Raw genomic sequence first — 26,650 nt, forward strand, 5'->3', positions numbered from 1 at the left:
TCGATCAGCGGTCGGGCGTTGCGGAGGGGGCACCGGCGGTCAGGGCCGAGAGGGACTCTCGGCGGGTGAAACAGTGGGCCATGGAGGGGTCGTGGCTGACGCAGAGGAGCGCGGCGTGGCGCTCCCGGCAGGCCTGCTGGATCAGCGAGATGGCGGCGCCGGCATTCTCGGGGTCGAGGCTGGCGGTGGGCTCGTCCGCGAGAACCAGGACCGGGTCGCAGGCAACGGCGCGGGCGACCGCGACTCGCTGCTGCTGCCCGACGCTGAGGCGGGAGACCTCGGCGTCGGGGCGGTCAAGCCCGAGGTGGGAGAGCAGGGCGAGGGCCCGCGGCCGGTGCTCTCGGCGGGGGATCGGGGAGAACATCAGGGCCGCCATGACGTTCTCGGCGGCGGTGAAGCCGAGAAGAAGGTTGAAGGTCTGGAAGATCATGCCGATGGAGCGGCCGCGGAAGTGATCGCGGGCGGCGGGCCGGAGAGCATGGATGTTCTGGCCGGCGACCTCGATCGTGCCCGAGGAGGGATCCATAAGTCCGGCGATGAGAGAGAGCAGGGTGCTCTTGCCAGCGCCCGAGCCGCCGGTGAGGAGGACCTGCTCGCCGCGGGCCAGGGAGAGGGCGGGGATGTCGATCATCCACGGCGAAGCCGGCGTGGTCGCATTGAAGGGGGACTGGTAGCGGAATCGGAGCCGGGAGATCCCGAGCGCGGAGTCGCTGCCGGCGGCAGCGGGCTCGTGGCTTGCGGGGTGTGCGTGGGTCGTCATGGGCCCTTGATCATTCGTCGCGGGCGGGGCGAGTCCAGCGACGAGTCGGTGCGGCGACGCCGGGGGGTGCGTCAGCGGTCAGGAGAGCACGCGGCGGACCTCGGCCTCCGTCGTCATCCCGGCGCGGATCTTGTCCATCGCGTCGTCCCACATCGTCCGCATGCCGCCGGCGCGCGCGGCCTCGGCGATGGCGACCGAGTCGGACCGCTGAGCGGTGAGGCGGCGGATGTCGTCGGTCATCTTCATGATCTCGAAGACGCCGAGCCGGCCGTAGAAGCCGGTGCCGAAGCACTTGTCGCAGGGCTTCGAGTCGTCGCCGGGCGAGCGGCCCGACCCGCTGCACGCGCGGCAGGTGCGCCGGACCAGCCGCTGGGCGATCGCCGCGAGGAGCGAGGATGTGATGAGGTACCGCTCGATGCCGATATCGACCAGACGATCGATGGCGCCGGGCGCATCGTTGGTGTGCAGCGTGGCGAGCACGAGGTGGCCGGTGAGCGAGGCCTGGACGGCGAGGTCGGCGGTCTCCTTGTCGCGGATCTCGCCGACGAGCATCACATCGGGGTCCTGGCGGAGCAGGGCGCGGAGGCCGGCGGCGAAGGTGACGCCCCGCTTGACGTTGACCTGCGTCTGGCTGATTCCCTCGAGGTGGTACTCGACGGGGTCCTCGATGGTCATGACGTTGCGGCTGGTGCGGTCGACCCGGCCGAGGGCGCCGTAGAGGGTCGTGGTCTTGCCCGAGCCGGTGGGGCCGGTGACGAGGATGATGCCGGTGGAGCGCTCGATAAGGCGGGTGAGGTCCTCCTGCATCGGCTTGGTCATGCCGACCTCGTCGAGCGACAGTTGTGTCTGGCTCTGGTCGAGGAGGCGCAGGACGAGCCGCTCGCCGTAGACGGTGGGGATGCAGGAGAGGCGGATATCGATCTTGCGGTTGCCGATGCGGACGGAGGAGTGGCCGTCCTGCGGGGCATGGCGGTTGGCGATATCGAGTTCGGTCATGACCTTGAGGCGGCTGGAGATCGCCGGGGCCAGGGCGAGGGGGGGCTGGAAGGCGTCGATGAGCATGCCGTCGATGCGGAAGCGGATGACCAGCCGGGTCTCCATCGGGTGAACGTGGATATCGCTGGCGCGGCGGCGGAGGGCCTCAAAGAGGATCATGTTGACCAGGCGGATGACGGGGCCCTGGCGGGCGAGCTGGAGCAGGTCGGTGGATGCCCTGATGGAGCCGGCAGCGGTGGCGATGGCCCGCTCGTCGAGGGGGATGTCCTCGACGATCTCGGTGACCAGGTCCTGCCGCTGCTCGTAGCCGCGGTTGATGAGGTTCGCGACGGCGGCTCGCGGGGCGAGGACGATCCGGACGGGCATGCCGAGGCGGTCCTCGAGCATGCTGAAGACCGCGGGCTGCATCGGCTGGGCGGTGGCGATGTTCATCACGTGCCCGTCGCTCTCGAGGCCGGCGACCAGGCGCTCGCGGGCGAACGACGCGGAGATGGTCTCGTAGAAGCGGGCGGCGGATTCGTGGAGGCGCGGCTCGCTGTCGAGCTTGAGCCCGGTGCGTTCGGCGAGGCGTGCCAGGCCGGTGTGCTCGTCGACGGCGAGCATGGAGAGCAGGACATCCCAGGGCTCCTCGTCGGAGCCGGGCATGAGGGCGAAGGCGCGGGCCTGGTCGGGCTTGATGGTGAGGGCGCCGAACTGCGCGGCGACGGCCCCCCACTGCGGCCCGCCCGCCGCGCCATCGGCGGCCAGCGCGGTCTCGGTCACCGCGCGCGCGGGGTCGGCGCCGCGGTTGCCATTGCCTCGAAGCGGGAGCCAGCGACGGGCCATCGGCGTCAGCCTCCCTTGGGGCCGCCGGGGGTGTCCGGTTGCGTCGGCACGGGCTCGATGATCTCGCTGCGCACCGGCTGGGGCGGCGGGAGGCCGATCTGGAGCTGGGAATCGGCGGCGGGACCCTCGGTGAGCAGGCGGAGGTCCGCGAACGTCGGGTCCTTCATGATCTTGGGCGTGATGAAGACGTAGAGGGTGATCTTGCGGTTGTTCTTCCGCTGGTCCTGGAAGAGGAAGCCGATCAGCGGGATATCGCCCAGGAAGGGGATCTTCTGGACCGTGTTGGTCTGCTGCTCGAAGCTCAGGCCGCCGACGACGATCGATGTGTCCGACGGCACGGTGACGCTCTTGGACTCGATGCGGTTGACCTGGCTCGGGGGAGGGACGCCGGCCGCCTGCGACTCGCCGGTGAAGTTGGAGAGTTCGACGGCGAAATCAAGCTTGAGGTAGTCGCCCTCGCTGATCTGGGGCTTGATGCGGAGCGTGGTGCCCGCCTGCACCTCGCCGCCGAAGGAGGTGACCTGCGGGTTGCCGGCGGACTGGCTGATGGAGGTGTAGGGCTGCTTGTCGACGCTCTCGACCTTCGCCTCCTCGTTGTCGTCGACGAGCAACTGCGGGGAGGAGAGGATGCGGGTGTCGGTGTTGCTGGCGAGAGCGTTGATGATGACCGGGACCATGTCCGAGCGGATGTAGGCGGCGGTCGCCCCCAAGAGGTTTGTGAGCACATCCTTGGACTGGTTGAACGTCGAGCCGTCGGGGAACTGGCTGAGGCCGAAGTTGGTGTTGAACGCGAACTGGCCGGTGACGAGCTGGTACTCGAACGCGAGGCGGAAGGTGTCCCCGGCGGTGACGGCCACGATCTTGACATCGAGGTAGACCTGCGGGCGGCGGAGATCGAGCTTGCCGATCAGACGCCCGAACTGCGGCTGGAGACGCGAGGGCGACTTGACCAGGACCTGGTTGTTCGCCTCGTCGGCGAGGACAAAGACGTCCTCCGAGGGCTGGGCGATGGCGACGCCCGTGCCGCTGAAATCCGTGGTGGTGGTCGTCTGGTTGCCCTGGGGTTGCTGCGGGGCGGTCTGGTCGCGCCGACGGACATCGGTGCCCAGAAGGGCGTTGGACGCGGAGGGGAGCTGGTTGGTGAGAAGGTTCTGGATGATCTCGGCGACCGCCGGGGCCTTCGAGTGCTTGAGCTTGTAGAACTCGACGACGACGGCCTCGGAGTTGACGAGCTCACTCAGATCGCTGACCAGCTTGGCGACGCGGGCATGCTGCTCAACGGTTCCGCGATAGGCGAAACTACCGATGTCGGGATAGATGACAAAGCCCGGTCCGGCGGTGGTCGTCGTGGCCTGACCGAACTGGGGGAACTGCTGCCTCAGCGCCGCGGCCTGCGGGTCGGGGTTTCTGGTCTCTTCCTCGATGATCTCGCCAAGGCCCTGGCGCTGTCCCTCGGAGGCAATCGCACGGGAGGCTCGCCCGGCGTTGTACATGCGCGACTCGAGGGTGTTGGGGACATCGACCTTGAGCAGCAGTTCCCGGAGGTAGGTGATCTCATCCGGACGGCCGCGGAAGTAGAGGGCGTTGGACTGGGTGTCGACGCTGAGGCGCTCATCGAACGGGAGCAGCGAGGAACCGGTGGCGGCGAGGCCCGGGGGGGGCTGCTGGTTGGGGTTCTGCGCGACGCGGGCGCCCTTGAAGAGGCCACCGCTGCCGGCGCCGATGAGCTCGAGCACGCGGTCTTTGGCGAACGAGCCGGCGACGTACCGGAGGTTGAACCGCATGGGCTGCATGGCGGACTGCTCGGCGACGAGTCGCTCGACCAGTTGGGAGACCTGCATGGTCTGTCGCGGCGTTCCGGTCGCGACGATGAGCCCGAGTTCGTCGACGTAGGCGACGGACGCGGCGGTTGCGTTGGCCGGGCGCTGCGAGCCGGGCGTGGCGGCGGTGACTCCGATGGCGGACAGGGCCGGCCCGAGGGAGCTCGGGCGGAGGCCGCCGGTGGAGAGGATCTGGGTCGTGTTGAAGGGGTCGGCGCCGACAAAGGCCTGGGCTTCGGCGACGGGCTGGATCATGTACACGCCCGCGATCCCGCGGGTCATCGTGTAGTTCTTGAGTTCGAGCAGTTGCGTCAGGAACGGGAGCACCATCGCCCGGGGGAGGGTGATCGGAGCGTTCAGGACCACCTTCTGGCCTGAGAGCCCGGAATCGGTCGCCAGGATCGAGACGCCGAGTTCCTCCCTGACAAAGTCGACCAGTTTGGTGAGTTCGACTGGCTCGGAGAAGGCCGAGAAGCGGAAGACCTCGCCATCGGCGGCGGGGTGGTCGTTGGCGACAGGCTGCGGGTTCTGGGCCGGCGGGGGGGCGGGCGCGACGGGGATCATCTCGCCAGCCTGGTCGGCGGCATCCTGCTGAGCCAGGAGCGCGGAACAGTAGAGACCCACGCTCGCCGCGGCGATCAGGATCCGCAGGCCGCGGCGGGTGGTACGGGGATGCTCTGTGATGCGCAAGGCTCGCCCTCCTTTGCGAGGCCCAACGATAGACACCCCGCCCTGATGCACAAGCCGCGGGACTCCGTCCACGGGCTCTCCAAATAAACCCCCGGCGGACCGGCCCGAGCCCAAGGGGGCTCGCTGCCCCGGCCGATCCGTCGGGGGCCAACAAACTACGATTCCCCCGGATGCCCCGGAACCCTCGTGTTGTCAGCCTGCTTCCCTCTGCAACCGAACTGCTCTGCGCGGCGGGCGGGCGGGACCTGCTGGTCGGCCGCTCGCACGAGTGCGACTACCCACCCGGTATCGACCAACTCCCGATTCTGACCGCAGCCAGAACCCGATTCACCACTGCGGCCCAGGTCGACCGAGAGGTCCGGGAGACCCTTGGCGGAACCGGTGCGGCGTCCGCATCCCTCTATACGCTCGATACCCGGCGGTTGGTCGACTTGGCGCCAGAAGTCATCCTGACGCAGGATCTGTGCGGGGTCTGCTCGATCGATGCCGACACCGTCCGGCGGGCGGCAGAGGGGGTATCGCCGCCGCCACGGGTTGTGAGCCTGAACGCGACGTCGCTGGAGGGGATGCTGGACGACCTGCTGGTCGTCGGCGCGGCGGTGGGACTGGAGGGGAGCGCCGAGCGGGCGCTGGTGGGGCTGCGGGAACGCCTCTACGCCGCGGCGGATTTCGTGAATCCGTACGCCGATGGGCCGTCGGTCGCGTTCCTGGAATGGACGGACCCGGTGTTTGTCGGCGGGCACTGGACGCCGCAGTTGATCGAGCGGGCCGGGGGGCGGCACCCGTTGAACCCGACAGTGGCTGTGGATGGAGCTGGCGCCGGGGCCGGGCCGATCGGATCGACGCTGCGGGTAGCAGGCAAGTCGGTGGTGGTGCCGCCGGAGGTGCTGGCGGCGAGCCGACCGGAGGTGGTGATCGTGTGCCCCTGCGGGCTGCCGCTGGACCAGACGCGGCGGGAGGTGGCGGCGCTCTCGCGGCAGGAGTGGTGGCGGGAGTTGCCGGCGGTCAGGACCGGGCGTGTGGCGCTGGTGGATGGAAACCAGATGTTCAACCGGCCGGGGCCGCGGCTGGTGGATGCATTCGAGTGGCTGGTGGGGTACCTGAACGACCGGCCGGGGGTGATGCCGGCGGGGTTTCCGTGGGAAGTTTGGCGGGGCTGAGCGGCGCGGCCGGAGCGGTCAGCGTTTGCCGCCTTTCTTTCGCTGCTGGCGGAAGTCGGACTTATTCCGCTCCCGCGACTTGCTTCGCTGGGCGCGGCGATCGGCGCCGGTCCGGCCGTTCTTGAGAACGTCGTAGTCGATCGCGAGGCCGCCGCCGCCCAGACCGCCGGAGCGGGTCGGGGCGGCCTTGTTCTTGCCGGCCGCGCGGGCGTTGGGATCGGAGACGGCGAGGTCCATCTTGCGGAGGGCGAGGTCGATGGCGGCGATTGTGACCGAGAGGCGGTCGCCGATGTTGAAGGATCGGCCGGTCTGGCTGACCAGGGCGCCGGACCTCGGGTCGACCTGCCATCGGACGCCGAAGCGGGCCTGGCCCTCCTTGCCTCCCGCGGGGAGGTCGGCGGACTTGATGAACCCGTCGGCGAGGTACTTCTCGAGCTGGACGAAGACTCCGCTCGGATTGACGCCGGTGATGATCCCCTCGAAGGACTCGCCGATGTGCTCCTGGAGGAGCTGGAGCACGAGGAACTGGCGGAGGTTCCGCTCGGCGCCCTCGGCGTTCTGCTCGGTCCCGGTGATGTGCCGGGCGATCTCGACCAGTTCGTCCTGATCCGGGCAGGCGTGCTTGCTGGTCCTGGGGTTCTCCATCATCTCGCGCCCGAGTTCCCGCTTGGATTTCTCGTCGCGCGGGCGGCTGGTTCCGTTGTCGGTGCGGGCGAGGTATTCGGCCAGGGCGCGGTGGACGGTGAGGTCCGCGTAGCGGCGGATGGGGCTGGTGAAGTGCGCGTAGGCCTCCGAGGCGAGGGCGTAGTGGCCGATCAGGGCCGGGGAGTACTCGGCCTTGGTGAGCGTGCGCAGCACGGCCATGTGCACGGCCCGGGCGGCGCCGGTGCCGGCGGTGGCATCGAGCAGGCTCTGGAGTTCTTCTCGCGTCGGCTTCTTGGGGATCTTGTAGCCGGCGACGCGGGCGTACATCTGCAGTTCCTGCACGTCTCCCGGCGTCGGCTCGGGATGGATGCGGCGGATGAGGGGGACGGAGACGCCCTCGAAGAGCCGGGCGAGGACCTCGTTGGCCTCCACCATGAACATCTCGATCAGCGTGTGCGTGTAGGCGTTGTCCTCGGGCTCGGCATCGACCACGTGGCCGTTGTCGTCGAAGACGAGGTTCACCTCGGGGAGTTCCAGGTGGATCATCCCGGAGCGCTTGCGGCGTTCGCGGATGGCCCTTGAGCAGGTGTCCATCTCGCGGAGCATGCGGATCAGGTCGTCGGTGTACTTGGGCTCGGTCTTGGCGTGCTTGACGGCTTCCTTGAGGTCGCCGTCGATCAGGGCCTGGGCCTCAAGGTAGGTCAGCCGCTTGGCGGACTTGATGACCGTCTGCGCGACGCCCTCCTTGATGACGCGGCCGTCGCGGCCGTAGGTCATGAACGCGGACTTGCAGTAGCGGACGACTCCCTCCTGCAGCGAGCAGATGCCGTTGCTGAGGATCTCCGGGAGCATGGGGATGACGTGCCGGGGGAGGTAGCAGGAGTTGCCGCGCTCCCTGGCCTCGACGTCGAGCGCCGAATCGGGCGGGATGAAGTGGGCGACGTCGGCGATGTGGACGCCCAGTTCCCAGCCGGGCTCCTTGCCTCCGGGGCCGTCGACGGTGATGCGCCGGATCGAGATGGCGTCGTCGTAGTCCTTGGCGTCCGGGGGGTCGATGGTGATGATGAAGTCGTGCCGGAGATCGAGGCGGCCCTTGAAGGCCCCCTCGCCGGCGGCCTCGCCGCGTTCGACCTCCTCGGCGAAGCGGGAGGCGGCCTGGCGGGCCTGGTGAACGCAGGACTCGGGGAAGTCGTCGGAGGGGAGGTCGTACGCGGCGATGACGGCCTGGGTCTCGACGTCCGGCAGGCCGGCCTCGCCGAGGACGCGGACCACGACGCCCTCGCCGACGCTGTCTCCCTCCGGGTACCTGACCATTTCGACGACGACCTTGTCGCCGGGCTTGGCGTTCTTGCTGGAGGCATCGGGAACGGTGATGGGCTGGGTGAGCTCCTTGCCATCGGGGAAGACCACCCAGAGGCCGCCGCGCCGGTTCAGTTCTCCCGTGAAACTCTTGCGCTTTCGCTTGAGGACCTCGAGGATGATGCCGGTGGTGTCGCGCTCGCCGCGCCGGATGGTGCGCTCGACCTTGACGCGGACGCGGTCGCCGGTGAGGGCGTCGAGGGTTTCTTCGCGGGGGATGAACAGGTCGCCCTCGCGGTAGGGGATGTCCGTGATGACGAAGCCGAAGCCACGCTGGTTCTTGCGGAACGAGCCGGTGATCTCGTCGGGCATCGAGGGGAGTTTGATCACGGCGGCATCGGCGGGCACGCTGCCGTTGCGGTTGTCGAGGATGAGCGAGCCGGCCTTGGCCAGCTCGGCGACGGCCGACTTGAAGTCGTCGAGATCGCCGTCCGCGATGCCGAGATCCGCGGCGACGGCCCGCAGCGTCGCGGGCTCGTAGCGATCGTGCTGGAGATGGTCCAGCAGCCGTTGCTTGTACTTGAGAGTCATTGAAATACACCTTCCACGCGCTCGCTGACGGGTGCGTCAGGAGTCGCCGACTGAGAGTTGATTGAAGTGGGAAATCAAAGAGAGCGACATTCGCTCAGGAACCCTGCCCCCGAACCTTCACAAGACAAGTATAGCCCCCGTCCGGGCGATCACCCGCCACGGAGCCCCGTGGGTGGCATCGACCGAATTCTGCGGCGACTTCACCGCACCCGGCGTCCCCCCCCCGCCCCCCGCTACTCCACCTGAGACGCATACGCCTGAACGGTCTCGTGGAAGGGGCGCATCGTGAGACCGAGGTCGGTCTTCACCTTTGCCGACTCGGAGGTCGAGTCGTTCATGGCCATGACCGCCTGGCCGTGGTTGAACGGGAGAAGCGATCCAAGGCCGAGTTTCTCGGCGACCATCGCGCCGGCCGCGGCGGCGTCCCCGGGGATGCCCCACGGGACAAGGCGGTGGTTGGTGCCGGGGAGCGTGTCGCGGAGGAACTCGATCAACTCGGGCCAATCCATGACATCGGGCCCGACGAGGTTGTAGACCTCGCCCACGGATTGCGGCGTATCAAGGGCGGCGCAGAACGCCGCGGCAACGTCCTGCACGGCGACGGGCTGGACACTCGCCGAAACCTGCGACACCGAGCCCGCGGGCACGCTGGTGTCGCGCTGGGATCGCGTGAAGTAGGGGATGAAGTACCAGGGCGCCGTCTGACCGGACATGAGGTCGTGCATCATCTGGATGAACTCGCCGTCGGGCCCGTGGATGAGCGACGGACGGAAGATCGTCCACATGAGTCCGCTGCGGCGGACGACCTGTTCGCCGTCCCACTTGGTGCGGGCGTAGGCACTCCGGCTATCGGCGCCGACGCCGAGGGCGGACATGTGGACCAGCCGGCGGACGCCCGCCGCGGAGCACGCCCTGACGACGGCCTCCGGGATGGCGGTGTGCATCCGCTGGAAGGTCTGGCCCCGGGGGCCTTCGCGGATGATGCCGATGAGGTTGATGGCGGCGCCGCAGCCCGCGACGAGCCGATCGGCGACCCCGTCGGCCAGGGCGTCGCCCTCAACCAGGGTGAGCCGGTCGTCCCTGACGGGAAGGGCTTCGCGCGCGGAGCCGCGGGATCGGACCAGTGCACGCACCGGGTACCCCCGGCTCAGCAGTTCGCGAACCACGTAGCGCCCGACAAAGCCGGAGGCGCCAAGGACAGCAACGGCGGGTTGGGTAGCCATGGGGAAGTAGGTTAGGGGCCGGCCAGCGCCTGGTGCAACAGAGGCACGTGCGGGTGGGCCCCGGCGACTCGATACCATCCCCGCATGCCCCTTTCGATGCAGGATGTCGGCTACGAGTATCACCCCGGCAGGCCGGTTCTGCAACGGGTCAGCGGGGCGTTCCGGCCCGGCTCGATGACGGTCGTGGTGGGGCCCAACGGATCGGGCAAGTCGACCCTGCTTAGGCTGCTGCTTGGAGCGCTGCGACCGCTCGCGGGCTCGATCACGCTGGATGGGGAGCCGGTCGCGGCGATGCCCGGTCGTGCGCGAGCCGCTCGCATCGCGTACATCCCTCAGACGCCGAGCCTGTCTGAGGGTTTTTCTGTTGAGCAAGTGGTGCGCCTCTCGCGGTACGCCCGGCCCCGGAATGACCCGGCGGTGTCCGGGGCGATCGAGGCGATGGAACTGGCGGCGATCTCGGATCGGCCCTTTGCGCACCTCTCTGTGGGGCAGCAGCAGCGGGTGACGGTCGCGCGGGCCCTGGCCCAACTGGACGGAGGCGATGTGCCAGCGGCGAGCCAGGTGATCCTCGCGGATGAGCCGTGCTCGGCGATGGACCCCGCGCACGAACTGCAGACGATGCGGCTGCTGAGCCATCAAGCGGACTCGGGACGAACTGTCGTCGTGGTGCTGCACGACCTGACGGCTGCCCTGCGGTTCGCCGGGTTCGCCCTGGTGCTGACCGGTGAGGGAGCCGTGGCGGCATTCGGGACTGTGCGTGACGTGCTGACGCCAGCGGTGCTGGACACGGTCTTCGGCGTCCGGTTTGCGCCGGTTTCCTCTGCCGGGCTGGTGACGGCTTTGATTCCAGAGTTGACGACCTCCGACGGCCCGCGGCCGTAGAATCCGGGTATGAACTGGCCGCAGTGGATCAATGTGAACTCGATCAAGTTCCTGATCTTCGGGCTGATCGTGTCGGCCTCGGTGATCTCCTGGATTATCCGGAAGGTCAAGGAGCAGCGGGATCTGCGGCGCGCCGAGATGGAGCGGCAGCAGCGATTCGAAGAGGCGCTGCGCACCGGACGGACGGTGCTGCAGGCTGGCGCTCCCTCGCCGCAACTCACCCGCGGCGCCACCATGGCGCAGACGGCGGACGAGCCGCGAGAACGCCTCCGTGAGATGGCCCGACGGCGCCAGGCCGAGATCGCGGCCAGACGGACGGGGGTTCCCGGGCCGATCGCACCGCCCACGGCTTCGCCGCCGAGTGGACGGCGTCCGCCGATCGTCGTCATGGGGCCCAACGGTCCGATCCTGATCCAGCCACGCAACGGGCCGAAGACGCCGCCGGCGCCGGCTCCCCAGGCGCCGCCGATCCGCGCTCCGCAAGGCCCCCGGGCATCCCGCTCCCAACGGCGAGAGGATCGGCGGCGATCGCCCGAGCCCGCTCCGGCCCCGGCCCCTGCTGCACCGCCGTCGAAGCGGTCGCCTTCGGATTTTCCGCAGGCCGCCGACGCGAACTTTGCCTCAACGGAGGCATTGCGGAGGGCGACGAAGGCCGCGTTCGCGTTGAAGACCAAGGGGGCGCCGGCGATGGCGCGGCTGTTCGGCAATGCGGACCCGGTCGGGGACGACATCCGCAGGAATGTGCGTCGCGGCATCCTCATCGCCGAAGTGCTCGCCAAGCCGGTGGCGCTCAGGCCGCCCGAGTCCGAATAGCAGCAGCGGTCACGGATCAGCGGAGCCGCGGGCCGGTTCGTCGATCACCCACGCTTCATCAATTGATCGGAGGGCCACGCCGAGCACGCTGGTCTGCTCTGATCGTCGCTGCGCTACCAGGCCAACGCCGGGGGCGAACCACTGATCGGTGGTGTTCCGCACCTTCGCGGCGCCAAGGTCGGCGGAGAGCCGGGCGCGGACGTGCGCGGCGACGATCGGCTCGGCCTGCTCCAGAATCCGCACGCTCTCAAAGCCGACGAAGGTCACCGTGTGTTCCGCCTTCCCCTTGGCCTTGGTCTCGCCGGGCTTGGCGGCAGGATGGACGGACATCTGGAGTTCCTGGGTGCGGGATTCGCCGGGCGAAAGGCCGCGGGGCGCGACGGCCATCGCCGGCACGAACACGGTCACGACCCTCTCGCCCGCATCGCGGTTCTCAAGGAGCACGATGCCGGCGGTATCAAGCCGGAAGTGGTCCTCGGACTGGACGTTGCCTCCGTCACCACCGCCGCCCTCCCCATTGCCGAGAATCGACCAGGTCTCGGTCCACCCGGCTTCGTCGACGAGCCCCCCGCTCCCGCCGCGAGCGAGGCGGACCCGCCGGGTGTCCGATGGGTCCCAGGGGCGGAAGGTGATCTCTGGGTTGCTCGCTACGGAGAGCATGATCGCCACCAAGTCCGTGTCGGCGGGCGCGGGGGCGGGACCGACGACGTCGAACGCGGAGGATGGCGCGGCGGGCGCGGTTGGGGCGGGGACGGTCGAGGAAGTGCTTGCACACCCGCCTAGAGCCACGATTAGGAGAGGCCCAATCAACCGAAGCGACGCTGCAAAGCGGGCTGGAGGAATCATGAGCGCCCTGCGAGTCATGGAAGGACGGTACTCCACCCGTAGCCCTGCCGCGGGCGAAGGTCCGATATACTCGGGTGATGCTGCGAGCGAGAGTTCTCCGGGCCCGATTCGATGCGACGCTGACGGCTGTGGCCGTCGCGTGGCTTCTGCCCCTTGGCGGGTGCGACTCCAACGTCGACCCCAACACGACCAGCGTGCTGCAGCTCGTGAAGACGGATACGCCGACTCCGGTCGACGCCGCGAAGTGGATGTTCGATCCGTACGACTCCGACAAGCGGTACCGGGGAACGGTGCTGCTGGCCAACGCCCCGTTCGGCGGCGAATCGGTGTACGTGAAGGGGTACATCGAGCACCTCTCGGACCCGGATGCGTCCGTGCGCGCGGCGGCGGCGTTCGCGGTCGGGCAGCACGGCTCGCCGGAGGATGTGCCGCTGCTTCTCCCGCTTCTCAAGCAGGATTCCAGGTATGTCCGGCTCAACACGGTGAGGGCGCTGCAGCGTCTGCACAACCCGGTGGCGGTGCCGGGGCTCCTGGAGCGGCTGGATCCGTCGGAGATCGACGGCGATGTTCGCGCGGCGGCCGCGACGGCGCTGGGGCAGTACGCCGAGTCTCGGGTGCTGCAGGCGCTGATCGCAGCGATCGACGACGAGCGGCTGAGTGTCAACATCGCGGCGAACACCTCGCTCCACACCCTGACCGGGCAGGACTTCCGGCTGGACCGGGCCGAGTGGTTCGCGTGGGTCAGCACGTCAAAGGACCCGTTCGCCGGGCGGACGACCTACATCTACCCGACGTTCGCGCGGGAGAACTACTTCTGGGAGTACCTCCCGTTCTGGCCGCCGCCGCCCAATGAAGTAGCCGCGTCGCCGGTGGGCCTTGCCGCCGCGACGACGCCGACGATGCAGAAACCAGAGGGCGGGGCGGCGGCGGGTCCGACACCGACCCCGGAGCCGTCCAAGTAGGCCCGTCTCGGCGCCCTCGCGCCGTACCGAGGATCATCAACCGTGCGCGCCGTCCGTTATGAACAGTCCGGTCTGACCCTCGGCAAGGTCGCCGCACCCGACGCGGGGCCCGGGGAGGCGCTGGTGCGGGTGACGCGGGCCGCGATCGGTCCGACCGACCTGGCGATATTCAAGGGCACACTCAAGCCGCCGGCACCGATCACGATCGGGCACGAGTTCGTGGGGGTCGTGGAGCAGGTGAGCCTTCCGGCGGATGCACCGGCGTCGCTGGCGAGCAGGAAGTCGCTGCAGAACAAGCGGGTGGTGGCGTCGCCGACGGTCGTGTGCGGGCACTGCGACATGTGCCGGGCGGGCCTCTCGGCCCACTGCCGCTCGCGCCAGGTGGTCGGGCTGGTCGGGCGGAATGGGTGCCTCGCCGAGTTCATCACGCTTCCGCTCGCGAACCTGATGCAGGTTCCCGATCCGCTCGACGACGACGCAGCGGTCTTCGCGGCGAGTGTGGCGCACGCCTCCCACGCGGCGCAGATCGCGCGGACCGCGGCGAAGGCGTTCATCACGGTGCTGAGCACGGATACCGACCCGGGGCTTCCGGGGGGGCCGGCGGATCTCTCGGCGCTGCTCGTGACGAAGATCCTCTCGCTGCACAACGCATCCGCACGGCTGCTCTCGCGGAGCGAGCCGCTGCTCGCCGTGGCGGATCGGTGGGCGATCAAGAACCGCCCGCTGCAGGATGCGGGCCGGCGGCAGGACCAGGATGTGGTGGTGGACTGCTCCGCGTCGAGCGCAGGGCTGAGGACAGCGCTGCAGATGGTCCGGCCCCGGGGGACCATCGTGCTGGCGTCGCCGACGCTGGTCCCGCCGTTCCCGGCGGGGGTTCCGTTACCGGAGGCGGCGCCACCGGCGTGGGCGAGGGGCGTCGACCTGACGCCGGCTCTGGCCAACGAGGTCTCGATCCTCGCGTGCCGGGATGGTCAGCCGGGGGCGTCCGAGGCGCTGCACCTTCTGGCACGCGGCGAGCTTGATGTCCGATCGCTGGTATCGAAGCGACTGAAACTCGACGATCCGCTCGGCGGGCTGCGGGCGGCCGATCAGGAGGGGTCGCTGAAGGTGCTGATCGATCCGTAGATCGCCGCGGCACGTTCACCCTCCACCCCCCACCCGGACGTCCATTATGCCCGGCCGACGTACGAGCCGTCGGTCGTGTTGATCTTCACGGTCTCTCCGACCTCGATGAAGTCCGGGACGCGGATCTTGAGGCCGGTCTCGCACTCGGCCTCCTTCTGCACGTTCGTAACGGTGGCCTTCTTCACGCCCGGAGCGCAGTCGACGATCTTGAGTTCTACCGAGAGGGGCATCTCGATGCAGATCGGGTTGCCGTCGTGCATCAGAACGACGGTGGTGGAGTTGGGGCGGAGGTACAGGAGCGCATCCCCGAGGACCTTCTCGGGGATCACGAGCTGGTCGAAGTTCTCCGAATCCATGAACGTGGCGCCGGTGGAGTCAGAGTACAGGTACTCCATCTGCCGGCGGTCAAGGTCCACGACCTCGATGTCGTCGTTGGAGGACAGCCGCTTCTCGATGATCTGGCCCGTAATGACGTTCCGGATCTTGATCTGGATGAACGCACGCAGGTTGCCGGGGGTGCGGTGCTCGAAGTTCGTGATGACGAAGAGCTTGCCGTCAATCTTGACGCCGTAGCCGGGGCGGAGGTCGGTGGCCTTCATGTGCGGTATCCTGACTGGTGAACAGAATCGTGCGTACGGTCATCCGTATGGGATGCGTCCGGCGTCCGCCGGGCAGAATAATACGCCGGACTGGGCGGATAACAACGGGAGGAAGCCATGAACCAACAACGGCGAGATCTCCTCAGGTTGACCGCGGGCTTGGCGGGGCTCGGATTGGTTGGCGGCCCCGCGGTGGCCGCCGCGACGGCTTCCGGCGCGAGAGTCACGCGGCGATCGGGGGATCGTGATCGGTACTTCACCTGGGAGCAACCGGGCGGCAACGACCGGCCGATCTGGGTTGCGGTTGGCGAGGGCGGCAACTCGCTCGTGCTCGTCGGCGAGGACGAGTCGCTCGTGGTTGATTGCAAGACGGCCGCGTTCGGGGCGGCTCTGCTGCGGGAAGCCAACTCGCTCTCATCCCGGGCCCCGGTAAAGACCGTGATCAACACGCACCACCACGCGGACCACACCGGAGGAAACTACGCGATGATCGCCGCGGGCCTCCCGGTGATCTCGCACGCCAAGTGCGCCAAGCGGGTCGCGTCCGGCGAGAACCGGGATCGGTACGCCCCGCACGTGGAGGCCGCGATCCGGGCGCTGGCGAAGTCGGACAGCGAAACCGCCAAGGCGATCATGGCCGAAGCCGAGTCGCTCGCAGCGAAGATCCAGGACCTGCCGCCGGCTGCCTTCGCTCCGACGAAGACGATCACGGAGAACACGGAGATGGAGGCCGCGAGCGAGCGGCTGCTGCTCCAGCACGCCGGCAACGGCCACACCGACAACGATGTCTTCGTCTTCATCCCCCGCCTGAACGTCCTCCACACCGGGGATCTCCTGTTCGCCCGCAGCCACCCGTTCATCGACCGGGCCGCCGGGGCTTCGACGACGGGGTGGTGCGATGCCGTCCGGCGCATGATCACGCTGTGCGATTCGGAGACGATCGTGGTGCCGGGGCACGGCGACGTGACCGACCTCGAGGGCCTCAAGGCTCAGATCGTCTACTTTGATACCGTTCGCGACGGTGTCTCGAAGATGATCGATGCCGGCAAGAGCCGGGACGACGTGACCCGCTCGGAGCTCGAGGCGTACGCCGACTACGCCCGCCCGCAGTTGAGGCCCGCCGCGTTCGGCGCCGTGTACGACGAGATCATCGAGGAGCGTCAGCGTGACGAAGGGCACTAGCCGGGCCTTGGTTCTGGCCGGGCTGGCCTGCGCCGGCGCCGGGTGCTATTCCACGGCGCCGATGAGCGTCGAGGTCCGCAACGCCTCGAGCGGCCGACCGATCGAGGGTGCTCAAGTCTGGATCGAAGCCATCAACGTGACGGGCCCGCTCTCCTTGCGGTCGGCGCTGGGCATCCCGCCCATGCCCGCGCGCGGCGTTGCAAAGACCGATTCGTTCGGACGGGCCACGCTGACGTACGAGACCAACGACCCGATGAGGGTGTACGTGATCATGGATCAGGCCCCTCCCGTGGGCGTCACCCTGGCGCGGCACCCCGCCCTCAGCGGGCCGACGTCGTGGTACTGCATGTTTCCGGAGAGCGAATCGAACACCGGACCTCCGGGCTTCGCGGCCGAGGTCCGCTTCCTGCCGGGCGAGCCATGAGTATCTACGACGCGCTGCAGGCGGGATTGCTCCGCGGCGACACCGCCGGAACGATCATCGAAGTCGGGGCGCACATCGGCGACGATTCGGCGCGGTTGCGACGGATGTACCCGCAGGCGAGGCTGATCTGCTTCGAGCCCGATCCGAGGAACGCGTACGAGTTTCGTCGCCTGGGGCGGGATGCGGGCCTCACGCTGGTGGAGGCCGCGGTTTCGGACACCGACGGCACGGCGGTGATGCACCTCTCGGGAGGGCGGCACCCGGAATGGGCCGGCCACGCCAACGCTCCGCGGGCGTGGACGCAGTCGTCGTCGCTCAAGATGCCCAGCGGCCATCTAAAGGCGTTCCCCTGGGTGAAGTTCAAGGACACAGCCAAGGTTCGGGGCGTGCGGCTCGATAGCTACGCCGCGGAGGCCGGGCTCGGAGACATCGAGTTGATCTGGGCGGATACGCAGGGCGCCGAGGACCTGATGATCGCGGGCGGCCCGAAGACGCTGGCCCGTACCAGGCTGCTGTTCACCGAGTTCAGCGATCAGGCGATGTACGAGGGCCAGATACCCCTCGCAGAGATTCTGAAGCGGCTGCCCGGAGCGTGGGAGGTCGTAGAGCGGTTCAAGTTCGATGTGCTTCTGCGGAACACCGCGATGCCGGCGCCCAAAGCGTCCGCGTGACTATCTCGCACTGACCGAGAGTTCGGCCCGCGGCTCGCGGACGGCCGGAGCCTGCTGGTGCATCTTCCTCGCCCGGTGGCGAGACCAGTCGGTCACTGCAAGGTCCGGCGCCGAGGGCGTGGCCGGGTGCGTGCGGATCAGGTCGTACGTGTTGTTGCGCTGAGCGGGAGTGAACCCGGCCTCGCGGATCAGGCGGCAGAGGACCGCCTCGTCCAGGCAATAGGTGGTTCCGGCGGAGGAGACCACGTTTTCCTCCATCATCACGCTGCCCATGTCGTTGGCGCCGTACGCGAGCGCCACCTGCCCGATGTGCGGCCCCATCGTCACCCAGGAAGCACCGATCGAGTAGATGTTGTCGAGCACCAACCGGGAGAGCGCCTGGGTCCTCAGGTAGTCGACCGCGCCGGACATCCGGACGCGCCGCCCGAACTCGGCGGCCGCGGGGCCCAGGTCGCGATAGTCGACATCGGGATTGGCGCCAAAGCCGTAGGCCCGCGCGACGGCGTCCCCAGGGAACTCGCGGGTCAGTTCCGCGGCGTCGGCCCCCCAGTCCCTGACTCGGCCCAGCGGCGTGTTCTCCCGCTGGAACGGCCACGAGATGAACGCCTTGTAGTGTCCCATCGCTCCGCCCGCCGCGGCGCCGGCCAGGGCCCGGTCCTGCCACGCGCGGACCTGGACCATGTGGTGCACGCGATCGGCGTACCCCTCGATGTGGCCGAACATCATCGTGGCGCTGGTGAACATGCCCAGAGAGTGAGCGACATACATCGTCGTAAGCCAGGCCTCGGCGTCGCACTTGCCAAGCCCGATCTTGCGTCGAACCGGGTCGGCAAAGATCTCGCCGCCGCCGCCGGGGATCGAATCCAGCCCGGCGTCGCGCAGCCGCACCATCACCCACCGGAGCTTCTCCTCCAGCGTGGAGCCGGGCGGGTCGAAGAAATGCACGAACTCGATGAACTCCGGAGGCGAGAAGGCGTGGATGTGGATCCCCGGGAACTTCTCCTTGATCCCCGTGAGCAGTTCGATGTACCACTCGAGCGGGAGACTCGGGTTCATCCCCCCCTGCATCAGGATCTGCGTTCCCCCGACGGCCGCCAACTCCCCGATCTTCTCGTGGATCTGATCGAACGACAGCGTGTACGCATCGCTGTCGTCGGCATCGCGCCGGAACGCACAGAACGTGCACCGCGCGTTACAGACGTTGGTGTAGTTGATGTTCCGATCGATCACGTACGTGCGGAACGTGTCCGCGTGGAGCGACCGGCAGCGAGCATCCGCGAACCGGGCCAGGGTGGTCAGCGGGAGCGTCGCCATCGCGGCAATCGCCTGCTCCGGGGTCAGCCGGGCGCAGCCCTCGGCCACCGCGGCGAGCAGGCCGGGGTCCTGAGAATCCAAGTGAGGATGTTCAGGCAGGGGCGTGTAGATCGCAGTCATCGGGACGTCTCGGGGAGCCTTCGCAGGTTTCAGGAATCGTTGAAAGCATACGGGGCCCGCTGCGCTGGAGTAGCCATGGTCCCAGAACGGGGAGACCCTGCGCCAGTTGGCACGGCGGGAGCACTCGTAACGGGGGGGCAAATCGCGGGAGTAAGGAGAGCTGTTCGGTCGCATTTCCCCGTGGCCGATGCACCCCCAGAGGGCGCTGGTGTCGTGCCGGCGCCAGACCCAGAGCCGCAGGAACGGAAGGCAGGTACCGCAGTATGGCCACGCCGCACGTCTCAGCAGCAGTGGTGCAGTTGCGTCAGTGGGTGCTGCTCGCCGCGGCCGTGCTCGTCCTGTCGACCGCCGCCCAGTTGCTGATCTTCGGGTTTGTCCATTACACGGATGTACGGTGGACCTCGGTCGAGGCCAAGGCCCCGGATCGCGTCTCGGCCGAGGTCGTGAGGGCCCAGCCCAAGAGCGGCGAGAAGGTCCTGCTGACGATGGACGAGCGGGCCCCAAAGCCGGTGGACGTCAACCGCGTCCTCAGCCCCACTGACGGCTTCATGCGCGAAGCGAGCAAGTTTGCCACGCTGGCCGGGTCGATTGCGGCCGTCGTCCTCTGCTTACTGACGATGCTGGGTGTCTCGGTGGCCGGCGGCGCGGCAATCCCCGGCGTTGAGAAGGCGGTCACCGCCTGCGTGTGGTCGATGGTCCTGGCCATGCTGGTCCTGCCCCTCCGCGATGCCGTGCCCTCACTGCTGTGGCCGGGGGTCTTCTCTTCGTACGAATCGATGGTCGCTGCAAGCGAGGCCCAGCGGGCTGACGGCGAGACGGCGTTGACGCTGCTGGGGGTCTACGCCCTGATGCCCCTCGCCGTGCTGGTCGCGGCCGTCATGATCGGCGTGTGGTTCCGATCCGGCGTGGAAGCGGGTGTGATCATGACGACCGTGCAGCAGATCGACCACGCCCTGGAACGAGAGCTTGCGGCCGTGCGGTCCCGGGGCGTCGCCGCGGCGCCCTCGGGGAGCGGCTCGCGGGCGATGGGAGCCCTCTCCCGAACGATCGGCGACGTGGCCTCCTCGCCGGCCACGGAACTCCGGATGGCGGCTGGCGCCGAGAGCATGGCTATGGACGCCAGCGGCATGTCCCCGGCACTTCTCAGGGGCATACCCCCGGCCGAGGGCCGACGCATCGGGCAGGTCTCCCCGGGGAGCCCGGAGGCCCGTCCGATCTGATGCTTGGCCACGGGTTACACTTGACCCATGCCCAAGCAATGGAGCGACAGCATCCTGATCTCGGAACTCGCGGATGAACCGGAACTCTCCGAGGAGTTCTCGGCCATCTTCGATCGCCTCCAGGGTGATGAACCGGTTCCCAACGTGGTGCTCAACTTCGCCGGGGTGACGTACCTCAACTCGTCGCACCTCGCCCAGTTGCTGAGGATGCGAAAGCGAGTCCAGGAGGCCGGCCGGGCCATCGTGCTGTGCTCGATGGGCGACGACGTCTGGTCGGTGATGATGCTCACGGGCCTAGACAAGGTCTTCCGCTTCGCCTCCGACCCGATGATGGCTCTCGCCGGTCTGCAGTTGGACGAGGGGTCCGAGGGTCGCCCCTGAGGGGCGGATTCGCCCTCGCGTTCGAGCGTGGCAGCCGGCGATACCCTCGCTTTGTGTCGACACTCCCAACGTCACGCACGCGACACTTGATCCTCATCGGTCCTCGCGGCGCCGGCAAGACCACCGCGGGCCGGGCCGTGGCTGAACGTGTCGGCGCCGGCTTTACCGATCTCGACGATGTTGTGCTGTCCGCTCTGGGCGTCGCCTCGGTTACCGAGGCCTGGGCACGGTTTGGCGAGCCCGCATTCCGCAGCGCCGAGGCCAACGCCCTCACCGCCGTAATGCCGAGCCCGCCGCGGGTCATCGCGCTGGGCGGTGGTACCCCGACAATCCCCGCCGCCGCAGCAGCCCTTGACCGAGCCCGCATCGACCGAAAGGCGATCATCGCATACCTGACCGCTCCGGCCGCGGTCCTGCATGCCCGGATCAGCGGCGACATGCTCCAGGACCGTCCCCCGCTCACCGGCCTCGCCGGGATGGACGAGATCGAACACCTCTTGACCCAGAGAGCACCGGTGTACGAGCGGCTCGCGAGCGTGCGAATCGACACGAATAGCGCCGGCATCGATGCGATCGTCGATCGTCTTGTCGATCTATGGCGCCAACCGACCGGGTCGAACTAGCCCGAAGCGTGCTACCACAGCAGCCGGACACGGATCGTCTCGGGGATTTCCCGGAGCCGCTCCACGATCGCCCTCGCATCGGTCGGATCAACATCGAGCACCACGTAGCCGATGTCGGCGTTGGTCTGGAGGTACTCCGCGGCGATGTTCGCACCAAGGGCGGCGATCGCGGCGTGCATCTTGCTCAGAACGCCGGGAACGTTCCGGTGGAAGTGCAGGATGCGGTGGCGGCGTTCGGCCTTCCTTCCGCCGGCCTTGCCGCGGGACTCGGCCATTCCCTGTTCGGGAAGGTCAACCTCGGGAACGTTTACCGCACCCGCGGTGCTTCCGTTGTTGATGAACCGGGCGAGCTTGGCGGCGACATCCTCGGCGATCGCCTCCTGCGCCTCCTCCGTGCTGCCGCCGATGTGCGGCGTGAGGATGACATTCTCCAGCCCGCGGAGTTCGCTGGCGAAGGCATCCCCCTTGCCAGCGGGCTCGCTGGGGAACACGTCGGCCGCCGCGCCGCCGAGCCTGCCATCCCTGATCGCCCTGGCAAGGGCGGGCACGTCGACGACCCCGCCGCGGGCGTTGTTGATCAGATGGGCGCCCCGTTTCATCGCGCCAAGCTCGTCGCGCCCGATGAGCCCCCGCGTCCGATCGGTGTCGGGGACGTGGACGGTGACCACGTCGCTGCCCGCGAGCAGTTCCTTGAGCGTGCGGACCGGCCGGGCGTTGCCGAGCGGGAGGACAGCGCGCACATCAAAGTAGATCACGCGCATGCCGAGCGCCTCGGCGAGCACGCTGACCTGAGACCCGATTCGGCCATAGCCGACGATGCCGAGCGTGCGGCCGCGGACCTCGTGGGCGCCGGAAGCGGACTTGTCCCATTCGCCGCGGTGCATCTGGGTGCTTCGGTCCGACAGGCGGCGGTGCAGGGCGATGATCTCGCAGATCGTCAACTCCGCGACGCTCCGGGTGTTGGAGAACGGGGAGTTGAAGACCGGGATGCCGGCGAGGCAGGCGGCCTTGAGGTCCACCTGGTCGGTGCCGATGCAGAAGCAGCCGATCGCCAGGAGTCGCGAGGCGGGGGCGATCACGCCGGCGGTCACGCCGCTCTTGCTGCGGATGCCCAGGGCATGAGCGCCGCCACCGGCCTTGATCGCCGCGGCCAGGGCCTCCCCCTCCAGCGCCCTGGCGCTCGCGTCAACCGTGAAGCCCTCTTCAACCAGCCGCTCGCGTCCGCGCGCATGGATCCCTTCCAGCAGCACGACGCGGATCTTGCTCTTTGGGAATGACGTCTTCACGTGCGCGTCTCTCGCGGTGGTCAGTTTCCGTTGGTCGCGGCCGGCGCGGGAACAGCGGCGGCCGGACGGGGCTCGGGGGCAATTCGAACGATCTGGCCGAGGATCAACCCGGCCATGACGACACCGATGAGCAAGCGGTACCACCCAAACGGGGCCAGCCCGCGCCGGTTGAGGAACCCGACGAGCCATTTGACGGCCAGCGCCGCGCTCACTGCCGCGACGAGGATCCCGAGCACGACGTTCGTCGCCCCCAGGTGCTGGAAAAGGTTGCCGCCGTTCTCCGGCCCGGCGCCCTTGAGGTCCTTGTACAGGTCCCACGCGGCCGCGGCGGTCAGGGTCGGCACGCCAAGAAGAAACGAGAACTCGGCAGCCGCCGCGGGGCGGAGCCCGACGAAATAGCCGCCGGTGATCGTCATCATCGACCGGCTGGTACCGGGCCACATCGCGACACACTGCAGCAGGCCGATGACAAGCGACTTGCCGACGGTGAGATCCTCGATCCCCACCTCCTCGGCCCGCGCCCTTGGCACGGAGAACCTCCCGACCCGCCACGCCTCCACACCCATCATGTACACGCCGCCGAGCATGAGCGCCGCCACGACGGGCACGGGGTAGAAGAGATGGGCCTTGATGAACTTGTTCACCAGAAGGCCCACCACGACGGCGGGCACGAATGCCACCCCGAGGTTCACCAGCAGACGCATCCCCACCGGATCGCGTCCGATCAGCCCGCGGAGCATCTGGACGAACCGCGGCCAGTAGAGGCCGACCACGGCCAGGATCGCTCCCGCCTGGATCACGACCTCGAACGACTTGACGGCTTCGCTCCGCCCGCCCCCCACTCCCGTATCGGCGCCCAGGCCGATAAGGTTGGACACGAGGATCAGGTGCCCCGTCGAACTGACCGGCAGGTACTCCGTGATCCCCTCAACCAGTCCGAGAATGATCGACTGCCACCACTCCACGCCGCCTCCTGACTCCACGCAGGACGGGCGTGGCACCAACCCAAGATCGGATCAACCCCCCCCCGCCTCAATAGGCCGGCGGGAACGGCCCGTGGCGCCGCGATCTGATTGCCCGCCTGCTGGCGCCTACTTCTTGCGCACGCCGTCGATCAGGCTCTTCCATTGGAGGGCCGCGTTCTCGACAGGCGTGGCGGGACCGGTGAGACGGATGAAGACGTTGCCCAGCGGGCCCTCGACGATGGCGCCGCGGAAGGCATACCCCGTCCTTGGCGTCTTCGCCTGGCCGGGCATGCCCTCGTGGTAGGTTCCATCGGCCTCGGCGATCGTAACCGGGAAGCCGCCGATCATGCGCTGGTTCACCCGCCAGTCAGCCGGTCCGCCGCCGGAAGCCGTCACCATCGTCTTCCAGCGATCCAGGTTCTGCTTCACATTGCCGCCCTGCGTGGTGCCGAAGAAGAACCACACGACGTTCGCCTCGCCGGCGCCGTCGCCGGGAATGACAAACTCTGCTGCCCGCATCGGGCCGGCGTTGACCTTCTCCCACTCGGAAGGCACGCTCCAGACCAGTCCCGCCACCTCGACGGAGTTCGCCTGACCGGTAATCTCATCCGCAAGGCCCGCGGCGCGAGCCTGGTTCTGCTCGATGCCTGCGGCGGTGTCCTTGCCCGTCTTGGCCGAGCGGCCGTACATGGAGGTCGGCTGCTCAGACAGGTTGCTCAGCGCCCCGTTCCCGCGGCTGGCCGCCACGCCGGGTGTCGGCGTCGCGGGTGGGGACGCTGTGGGCGGAGCCTTCTCCTCGCATCCCAGAAGGGCAAGACCGGCGGCGAACGCCGCGGCACAACGCACAAGGTGAGTCTTCATGGCAAAGTCTAGTGCCGTACGGACGGCAGGTCAGGTGTGCGGTGACTCGCGCCGGGCCTGCCATACCGTGTGCGATTGCCCGTTGCTCCAGGAAATGGCCACCACCATCCCCATCGAGTCGCTCTCGGACCCTCGTATCGCCGAGTACGCAGGCCTGCGCGATGCGGAGCTCAGGCACCGGACCGACCCCGTGAACCCGGTGACAAGCAGGCCCGGGTTGTTCATGGCCGAAGGGGACCTAGTCGTCCGGCGATTGATCACCTCCGAGCCCCGATTCCGCCCGGTCTCGATCTTCGGCACCAGGACGCGGTTCGAGGCCCTGGCTGATGTTCACGCCCTGATCCCCGCCGACTGCCCCTTCTACGTCGCCGATGCGGACCTGCTCAGCGGCATCGTCGGCTTCAGCATGCACAGGGGCCTGCTCGCGCTGGGTCGCCGCGGGGACGGGGCCATCGACACCCCAGAATCGATCGCCCGCCGCTCCCGCCTGCTGCTGGTGCTCGAGGATCTCTGCAACCACGACAACATCGGCGGGATCTTCCGCAACGCCGCGGGCCTTGGGTTCGGAGGGGTTGGTGTGCTCCTGTCGCCGCGGTGTGGCGATCCGCTGTACCGAAAGTCCCTGCGGGTGTCGATGGGCCATGTTCTTGGCGTTCCGTACGCGACGATCGCGGATTGGCCGACGGGGCTCCTGGGGCTTCGGGACCTGGGGTTTACCATTGGCGCCCTGACCCCAGCATCAGATGCCATTGACGTCAGGCGGGCGGGCGAAACAGACGGGCGCGTGGCGCTGGTCCTTGGAACGGAGGGTGCCGGGCTGTCGGCGGCTGTGCTTGCCGCGGCGGACCTCCGGCTGCGGATCCCGATGACGCCAGGTGTCGATTCGCTCAACGTATCAGTTGCGGCGGCCATCGCCATGCAGGCCTTGATATCCGAACATTAACCATATATACTGCTGACCAAGGGCGTCATATCACGTCGATGCACGAAGGGGTCATCGGGGGAGAATCGAAAGGGTGTGGCGAGTCTCAGACAAAGGGGGCAACAAAACTGAAACTCTGCGTTATCATCAAGCAAGCAGCCGAGTTGAACACTGATCCTCCTCCTGGATCGCGTCCCGTCCACCCACGGAGTTTGCGCATGAAAACCGCGCGTCTTGTACTGGCCGCCGCCGCGTTGACCATGACCGCCGTGTCTCTTGCTGCACCGCCCGCCGACGGTGTGATGCGCGTGGGCTCGGGTGAGACCCGGGCGACCCTGAACGCCATGGAGTTGACGCCGTTCGATGCCTCGCTCTGGGGCACGCTGACTGGCTGGACGGACGGCGCCGCCGTGGACGCCGCGGCAGCCGATGGAAAGCCGGTCCTCATCTTCACTTGGCGCTCGTGGCACAAGGTGTCGCAGACCTCGCTCCCGGTGGCTCAACGCATGCTCAACCGGTTCGGCAAGGACGGCCTTGTGGTCGTTGGCGTCCACGATGCCCGCGGCTACGACATGGCCGCCCAGGTGGCCAAGGACGCGGGCTACACGGGGCCCATCGCTCACGACTCCACCGGCGCCTTCGGCTCCGGGCTCAACGCCAAGCACGCTCCCGCGTACTACATCCTTGACCGCGCCGGCAACGTCCGGTTCGCCGATGTCGACGCCTCGTCGCTTGAGAAGGCCCTCTCGATCGTCGCTGGGGAGAGCAAAGAACAGGCCGCGGCGGTGCCGGGCACGGTTGCTGCCAATGCGGCGAAGCGGGCCGACGAAGCGATGCGGTCCCGCACCATTTCCGGGGAGTACCGGCCCGGCGCGCTGCTCGACGTCCCGTTCCAGCTGCCGGATATCTCGGCGTACGAGGGGGCCAAGTGGCCCGACAAGAATACGCAATCGCTCACCGCGACCAACGTGCAGGGTCAGGCCCTGCCGGCCTCGTTCGGCAGCGAGACGTGGCTGACCGATCCGCCCAAGAGCAACGGTCGCGTGGTCGTCATCGACTTCTGGGCCACCTGGTGCGGCCCCTGCAAGAAGGCGATGCCCAAGATCGATGAGATGTACAAGGCCAACAAGGCGGACCTTGTCGTCATCGGCCTCTCCGACGAGCCCGCCGGAACGGTCAAGAACTTCCTGAACTCGCACCGGCACGCCTATTCGCAGGCGACGGACACGAGCAAGACGATCAGCAAGGCTCTTCAAGTCCAGGGCATCCCCCACGTAGTCGTCATGTCCACCGACGGCATCGTGCGGTGGCAGGGCAATCCGCTCGATCCGGCGTTCGCCAAGGCCGTGGGCGCGGTCATCGCCGCGGACCCCGGGGTCGCAGCGCGGCGCCAGGCCGAGGTCGAGTACCTAAAGACCAACAAGAGCTGACGCTCCAACCCAGCC

General features: G+C 68.3%; 24 protein-coding genes. 13 read left to right on the top strand and 11 right to left on the bottom strand.

What is annotated here, in order from left to right; genetic code table 11:
* Positions 1-4: 4 nt before the first annotated feature.
* From KF745_06630 to KF745_06640, 3 genes are all read right to left on the bottom strand, one after another.
* Positions 5-760 (bottom strand): ABC transporter ATP-binding protein, encoded by a 756-nt coding sequence (locus tag KF745_06630; GenBank protein ID MBX3358085.1) that lies wholly within the window; start codon positions 758-760, stop codon positions 5-7.
* 78 nt (positions 761-838) lie between these two features.
* Positions 839-2,581, bottom strand: coding sequence for a type II/IV secretion system protein (locus KF745_06635; protein MBX3358086.1), 1,743 nt, complete (start codon positions 2,579-2,581; stop codon positions 839-841).
* A 5-nt stretch (positions 2,582-2,586) separates the two neighbouring features.
* Positions 2,587-5,091 carry a type II secretion system protein GspD gene (locus KF745_06640; protein ID MBX3358087.1) on the bottom strand — a complete coding sequence of 835 codons (2,505 nt, stop codon included), beginning with the start codon at positions 5,089-5,091 and terminating at the stop codon, positions 2,587-2,589.
* Between the two features lie 170 nt (positions 5,092-5,261).
* Here KF745_06640 and KF745_06645 point away from each other — a divergent pair, with 170 nt between their 5' ends.
* Positions 5,262-6,251 carry an ABC transporter substrate-binding protein gene (locus tag KF745_06645; GenBank protein ID MBX3358088.1) on the top strand — a complete coding sequence of 330 codons (990 nt, stop codon included), beginning with the start codon at positions 5,262-5,264 and terminating at the stop codon, positions 6,249-6,251.
* Positions 6,252-6,269: 18 nt separating this feature from the next.
* On the opposite strand, the gene KF745_06650 is transcribed toward KF745_06645, so the two are convergent.
* Together KF745_06650 and KF745_06655 are read right to left on the bottom strand one after the other, a co-directional pair.
* A complete protein-coding gene (locus tag KF745_06650; protein MBX3358089.1) occupies positions 6,270-8,786 on the bottom strand; it encodes a VacB/RNase II family 3'-5' exoribonuclease in 2,517 nt (838 codons plus the stop codon).
* A gap of 233 nt (positions 8,787-9,019) precedes the next feature.
* The gene (locus KF745_06655) at positions 9,020-10,009 is read right to left on the bottom strand and encodes a complex I NDUFA9 subunit family protein (protein MBX3358090.1); all 990 of its coding nucleotides are present in this window, start codon (positions 10,007-10,009) and stop codon (positions 9,020-9,022) included.
* Between the two features lie 84 nt (positions 10,010-10,093).
* Here KF745_06655 and KF745_06660 point away from each other — a divergent pair, with 84 nt between their 5' ends.
* Together KF745_06660 and KF745_06665 are read left to right on the top strand one after the other, a co-directional pair.
* A complete protein-coding gene (locus KF745_06660) occupies positions 10,094-10,891 on the top strand; it encodes an ABC transporter ATP-binding protein (protein MBX3358091.1) in 798 nt (265 codons plus the stop codon).
* A 9-nt stretch (positions 10,892-10,900) separates the two neighbouring features.
* Positions 10,901-11,704 carry a hypothetical protein gene (locus KF745_06665; GenBank protein ID MBX3358092.1) on the top strand — a complete coding sequence of 268 codons (804 nt, stop codon included), beginning with the start codon at positions 10,901-10,903 and terminating at the stop codon, positions 11,702-11,704.
* 9 nt (positions 11,705-11,713) lie between these two features.
* On the opposite strand, the gene KF745_06670 is transcribed toward KF745_06665, so the two are convergent.
* A complete protein-coding gene (locus KF745_06670; protein MBX3358093.1) occupies positions 11,714-12,568 on the bottom strand; it encodes a hypothetical protein in 855 nt (284 codons plus the stop codon).
* A gap of 59 nt (positions 12,569-12,627) precedes the next feature.
* Here KF745_06670 and KF745_06675 point away from each other — a divergent pair, with 59 nt between their 5' ends.
* Together KF745_06675 and KF745_06680 are read left to right on the top strand one after the other, a co-directional pair.
* Entirely contained in the window at positions 12,628-13,512 is an 885-nt protein-coding gene (locus KF745_06675; GenBank protein MBX3358094.1) for a HEAT repeat domain-containing protein, read from the top strand.
* 42 nt (positions 13,513-13,554) lie between these two features.
* Entirely contained in the window at positions 13,555-14,637 is a 1,083-nt protein-coding gene (locus tag KF745_06680) for an alcohol dehydrogenase catalytic domain-containing protein (protein ID MBX3358095.1), read from the top strand.
* Between the two features lie 44 nt (positions 14,638-14,681).
* Here the strand turns inward: KF745_06680 and efp are convergent, their stop codons facing one another.
* On the bottom strand, positions 14,682-15,236 hold the full coding sequence (gene efp, locus KF745_06685) for an elongation factor P (GenBank protein MBX3358096.1): 555 nt from the start codon (positions 15,234-15,236) through the stop codon (positions 14,682-14,684).
* A 117-nt stretch (positions 15,237-15,353) separates the two neighbouring features.
* On the opposite strand from efp, the gene KF745_06690 reads away from it, so the two are divergent.
* The 3 genes from KF745_06690 to KF745_06700 are packed head-to-tail and all read left to right on the top strand — an operon-like array spanning position 15,354 to position 17,513.
* Positions 15,354-16,418, top strand: coding sequence for an MBL fold metallo-hydrolase (locus KF745_06690; protein MBX3358097.1), 1,065 nt, complete (start codon positions 15,354-15,356; stop codon positions 16,416-16,418).
* A complete protein-coding gene (locus KF745_06695; GenBank protein MBX3358098.1) occupies positions 16,402-16,842 on the top strand; it encodes a hypothetical protein in 441 nt (146 codons plus the stop codon). Before KF745_06690 ends, KF745_06695 begins: the two co-directional genes overlap by 17 nt.
* The gene (locus KF745_06700; GenBank protein MBX3358099.1) at positions 16,839-17,513 is read left to right on the top strand and encodes an FkbM family methyltransferase; all 675 of its coding nucleotides are present in this window, start codon (positions 16,839-16,841) and stop codon (positions 17,511-17,513) included. The genes KF745_06695 and KF745_06700 overlap by 4 nt, the downstream gene beginning before the upstream one ends.
* On the opposite strand, the gene KF745_06705 is transcribed toward KF745_06700, so the two are convergent.
* On the bottom strand, positions 17,514-18,947 hold the full coding sequence (locus KF745_06705) for a radical SAM protein (protein MBX3358100.1): 1,434 nt from the start codon (positions 18,945-18,947) through the stop codon (positions 17,514-17,516).
* Positions 18,948-19,210: 263 nt separating this feature from the next.
* On the opposite strand from KF745_06705, the gene KF745_06710 reads away from it, so the two are divergent.
* The 3 genes from KF745_06710 to KF745_06720 are packed head-to-tail and all read left to right on the top strand — an operon-like array spanning position 19,211 to position 21,171.
* Complete coding sequence (locus KF745_06710) at positions 19,211-20,167, top strand: hypothetical protein (protein MBX3358101.1); 957 nt, start codon at positions 19,211-19,213, stop codon at positions 20,165-20,167.
* 27 nt (positions 20,168-20,194) lie between these two features.
* Positions 20,195-20,548 (top strand): STAS domain-containing protein, encoded by a 354-nt coding sequence (locus KF745_06715; GenBank protein ID MBX3358102.1) that lies wholly within the window; start codon positions 20,195-20,197, stop codon positions 20,546-20,548.
* Between the two features lie 53 nt (positions 20,549-20,601).
* Positions 20,602-21,171: a hypothetical protein gene (locus tag KF745_06720; GenBank protein MBX3358103.1), complete on the top strand. Its 570-nt coding sequence runs from the start codon at positions 20,602-20,604 to the stop codon at positions 21,169-21,171.
* Positions 21,172-21,182: 11 nt separating this feature from the next.
* On the opposite strand, the gene serA is transcribed toward KF745_06720, so the two are convergent.
* The 3 genes from serA to KF745_06735 all read right to left on the bottom strand — a co-directional run bounded on the left by serA (position 21,183) and on the right by KF745_06735 (position 24,283).
* Positions 21,183-22,457 carry a phosphoglycerate dehydrogenase gene (gene serA, locus KF745_06725; protein ID MBX3358104.1) on the bottom strand — a complete coding sequence of 425 codons (1,275 nt, stop codon included), beginning with the start codon at positions 22,455-22,457 and terminating at the stop codon, positions 21,183-21,185.
* Positions 22,458-22,477: 20 nt separating this feature from the next.
* Entirely contained in the window at positions 22,478-23,422 is a 945-nt protein-coding gene (locus KF745_06730) for an undecaprenyl-diphosphate phosphatase (GenBank protein MBX3358105.1), read from the bottom strand.
* A gap of 126 nt (positions 23,423-23,548) precedes the next feature.
* Positions 23,549-24,283: a hypothetical protein gene (locus tag KF745_06735; protein MBX3358106.1), complete on the bottom strand. Its 735-nt coding sequence runs from the start codon at positions 24,281-24,283 to the stop codon at positions 23,549-23,551.
* A gap of 94 nt (positions 24,284-24,377) precedes the next feature.
* Between KF745_06735 and KF745_06740 the strand changes: the two genes are divergently transcribed.
* Both KF745_06740 and KF745_06745 read left to right on the top strand, forming a co-directional pair.
* Positions 24,378-25,226: an RNA methyltransferase gene (locus tag KF745_06740; protein MBX3358107.1), complete on the top strand. Its 849-nt coding sequence runs from the start codon at positions 24,378-24,380 to the stop codon at positions 25,224-25,226.
* Positions 25,227-25,423: 197 nt separating this feature from the next.
* A complete protein-coding gene (locus KF745_06745; GenBank protein ID MBX3358108.1) occupies positions 25,424-26,635 on the top strand; it encodes a TlpA family protein disulfide reductase in 1,212 nt (403 codons plus the stop codon).
* Positions 26,636-26,650: the final 15 nt, after the last annotated feature.

This window comes from Phycisphaeraceae bacterium, assembly GCA_019636655.1.
In the GTDB taxonomy this organism is placed as follows: Bacteria; Planctomycetota; Phycisphaerae; order Phycisphaerales; family UBA1924; genus JAHBXB01.

Excerpts from the sequence above, each read along its gene's own strand:
- KF745_06630 (MBX3358085.1), bottom strand. The coding sequence starts at position 760 with ATGACGACCCACGCACACCCCGCAAGCCACGAGCCCGCTGCCGCCGGC.
- KF745_06635 (MBX3358086.1), bottom strand. The coding sequence starts at position 2,581 with ATGGCCCGTCGCTGGCTCCCGCTTCGAGGCAATGGCAACCGCGGCGCC.
- KF745_06645 (MBX3358088.1), top strand. The coding sequence starts at position 5,262 with ATGCCCCGGAACCCTCGTGTTGTCAGCCTGCTTCCCTCTGCAACCGAA.
- KF745_06650 (MBX3358089.1), bottom strand. The coding sequence starts at position 8,786 with ATGACTCTCAAGTACAAGCAACGGCTGCTGGACCATCTCCAGCACGAT.
- KF745_06655 (MBX3358090.1), bottom strand. The coding sequence starts at position 10,009 with ATGGCTACCCAACCCGCCGTTGCTGTCCTTGGCGCCTCCGGCTTTGTC.
- KF745_06660 (MBX3358091.1), top strand. The coding sequence starts at position 10,094 with ATGCCCCTTTCGATGCAGGATGTCGGCTACGAGTATCACCCCGGCAGG.
- KF745_06665 (MBX3358092.1), top strand. The coding sequence starts at position 10,901 with ATGAACTGGCCGCAGTGGATCAATGTGAACTCGATCAAGTTCCTGATC.
- KF745_06670 (MBX3358093.1), bottom strand. The coding sequence starts at position 12,568 with ATGACTCGCAGGGCGCTCATGATTCCTCCAGCCCGCTTTGCAGCGTCG.
- KF745_06675 (MBX3358094.1), top strand. The coding sequence starts at position 12,628 with ATGCTGCGAGCGAGAGTTCTCCGGGCCCGATTCGATGCGACGCTGACG.
- efp (MBX3358096.1), bottom strand. The coding sequence starts at position 15,236 with ATGAAGGCCACCGACCTCCGCCCCGGCTACGGCGTCAAGATTGACGGC.
- KF745_06690 (MBX3358097.1), top strand. The coding sequence starts at position 15,354 with ATGAACCAACAACGGCGAGATCTCCTCAGGTTGACCGCGGGCTTGGCG.
- KF745_06700 (MBX3358099.1), top strand. The coding sequence starts at position 16,839 with ATGAGTATCTACGACGCGCTGCAGGCGGGATTGCTCCGCGGCGACACC.
- KF745_06705 (MBX3358100.1), bottom strand. The coding sequence starts at position 18,947 with ATGACTGCGATCTACACGCCCCTGCCTGAACATCCTCACTTGGATTCT.
- KF745_06710 (MBX3358101.1), top strand. The coding sequence starts at position 19,211 with ATGGCCACGCCGCACGTCTCAGCAGCAGTGGTGCAGTTGCGTCAGTGG.
- KF745_06715 (MBX3358102.1), top strand. The coding sequence starts at position 20,195 with ATGCCCAAGCAATGGAGCGACAGCATCCTGATCTCGGAACTCGCGGAT.
- KF745_06735 (MBX3358106.1), bottom strand. The coding sequence starts at position 24,283 with ATGAAGACTCACCTTGTGCGTTGTGCCGCGGCGTTCGCCGCCGGTCTT.
- KF745_06740 (MBX3358107.1), top strand. The coding sequence starts at position 24,378 with ATGGCCACCACCATCCCCATCGAGTCGCTCTCGGACCCTCGTATCGCC.
- KF745_06745 (MBX3358108.1), top strand. The coding sequence starts at position 25,424 with ATGAAAACCGCGCGTCTTGTACTGGCCGCCGCCGCGTTGACCATGACC.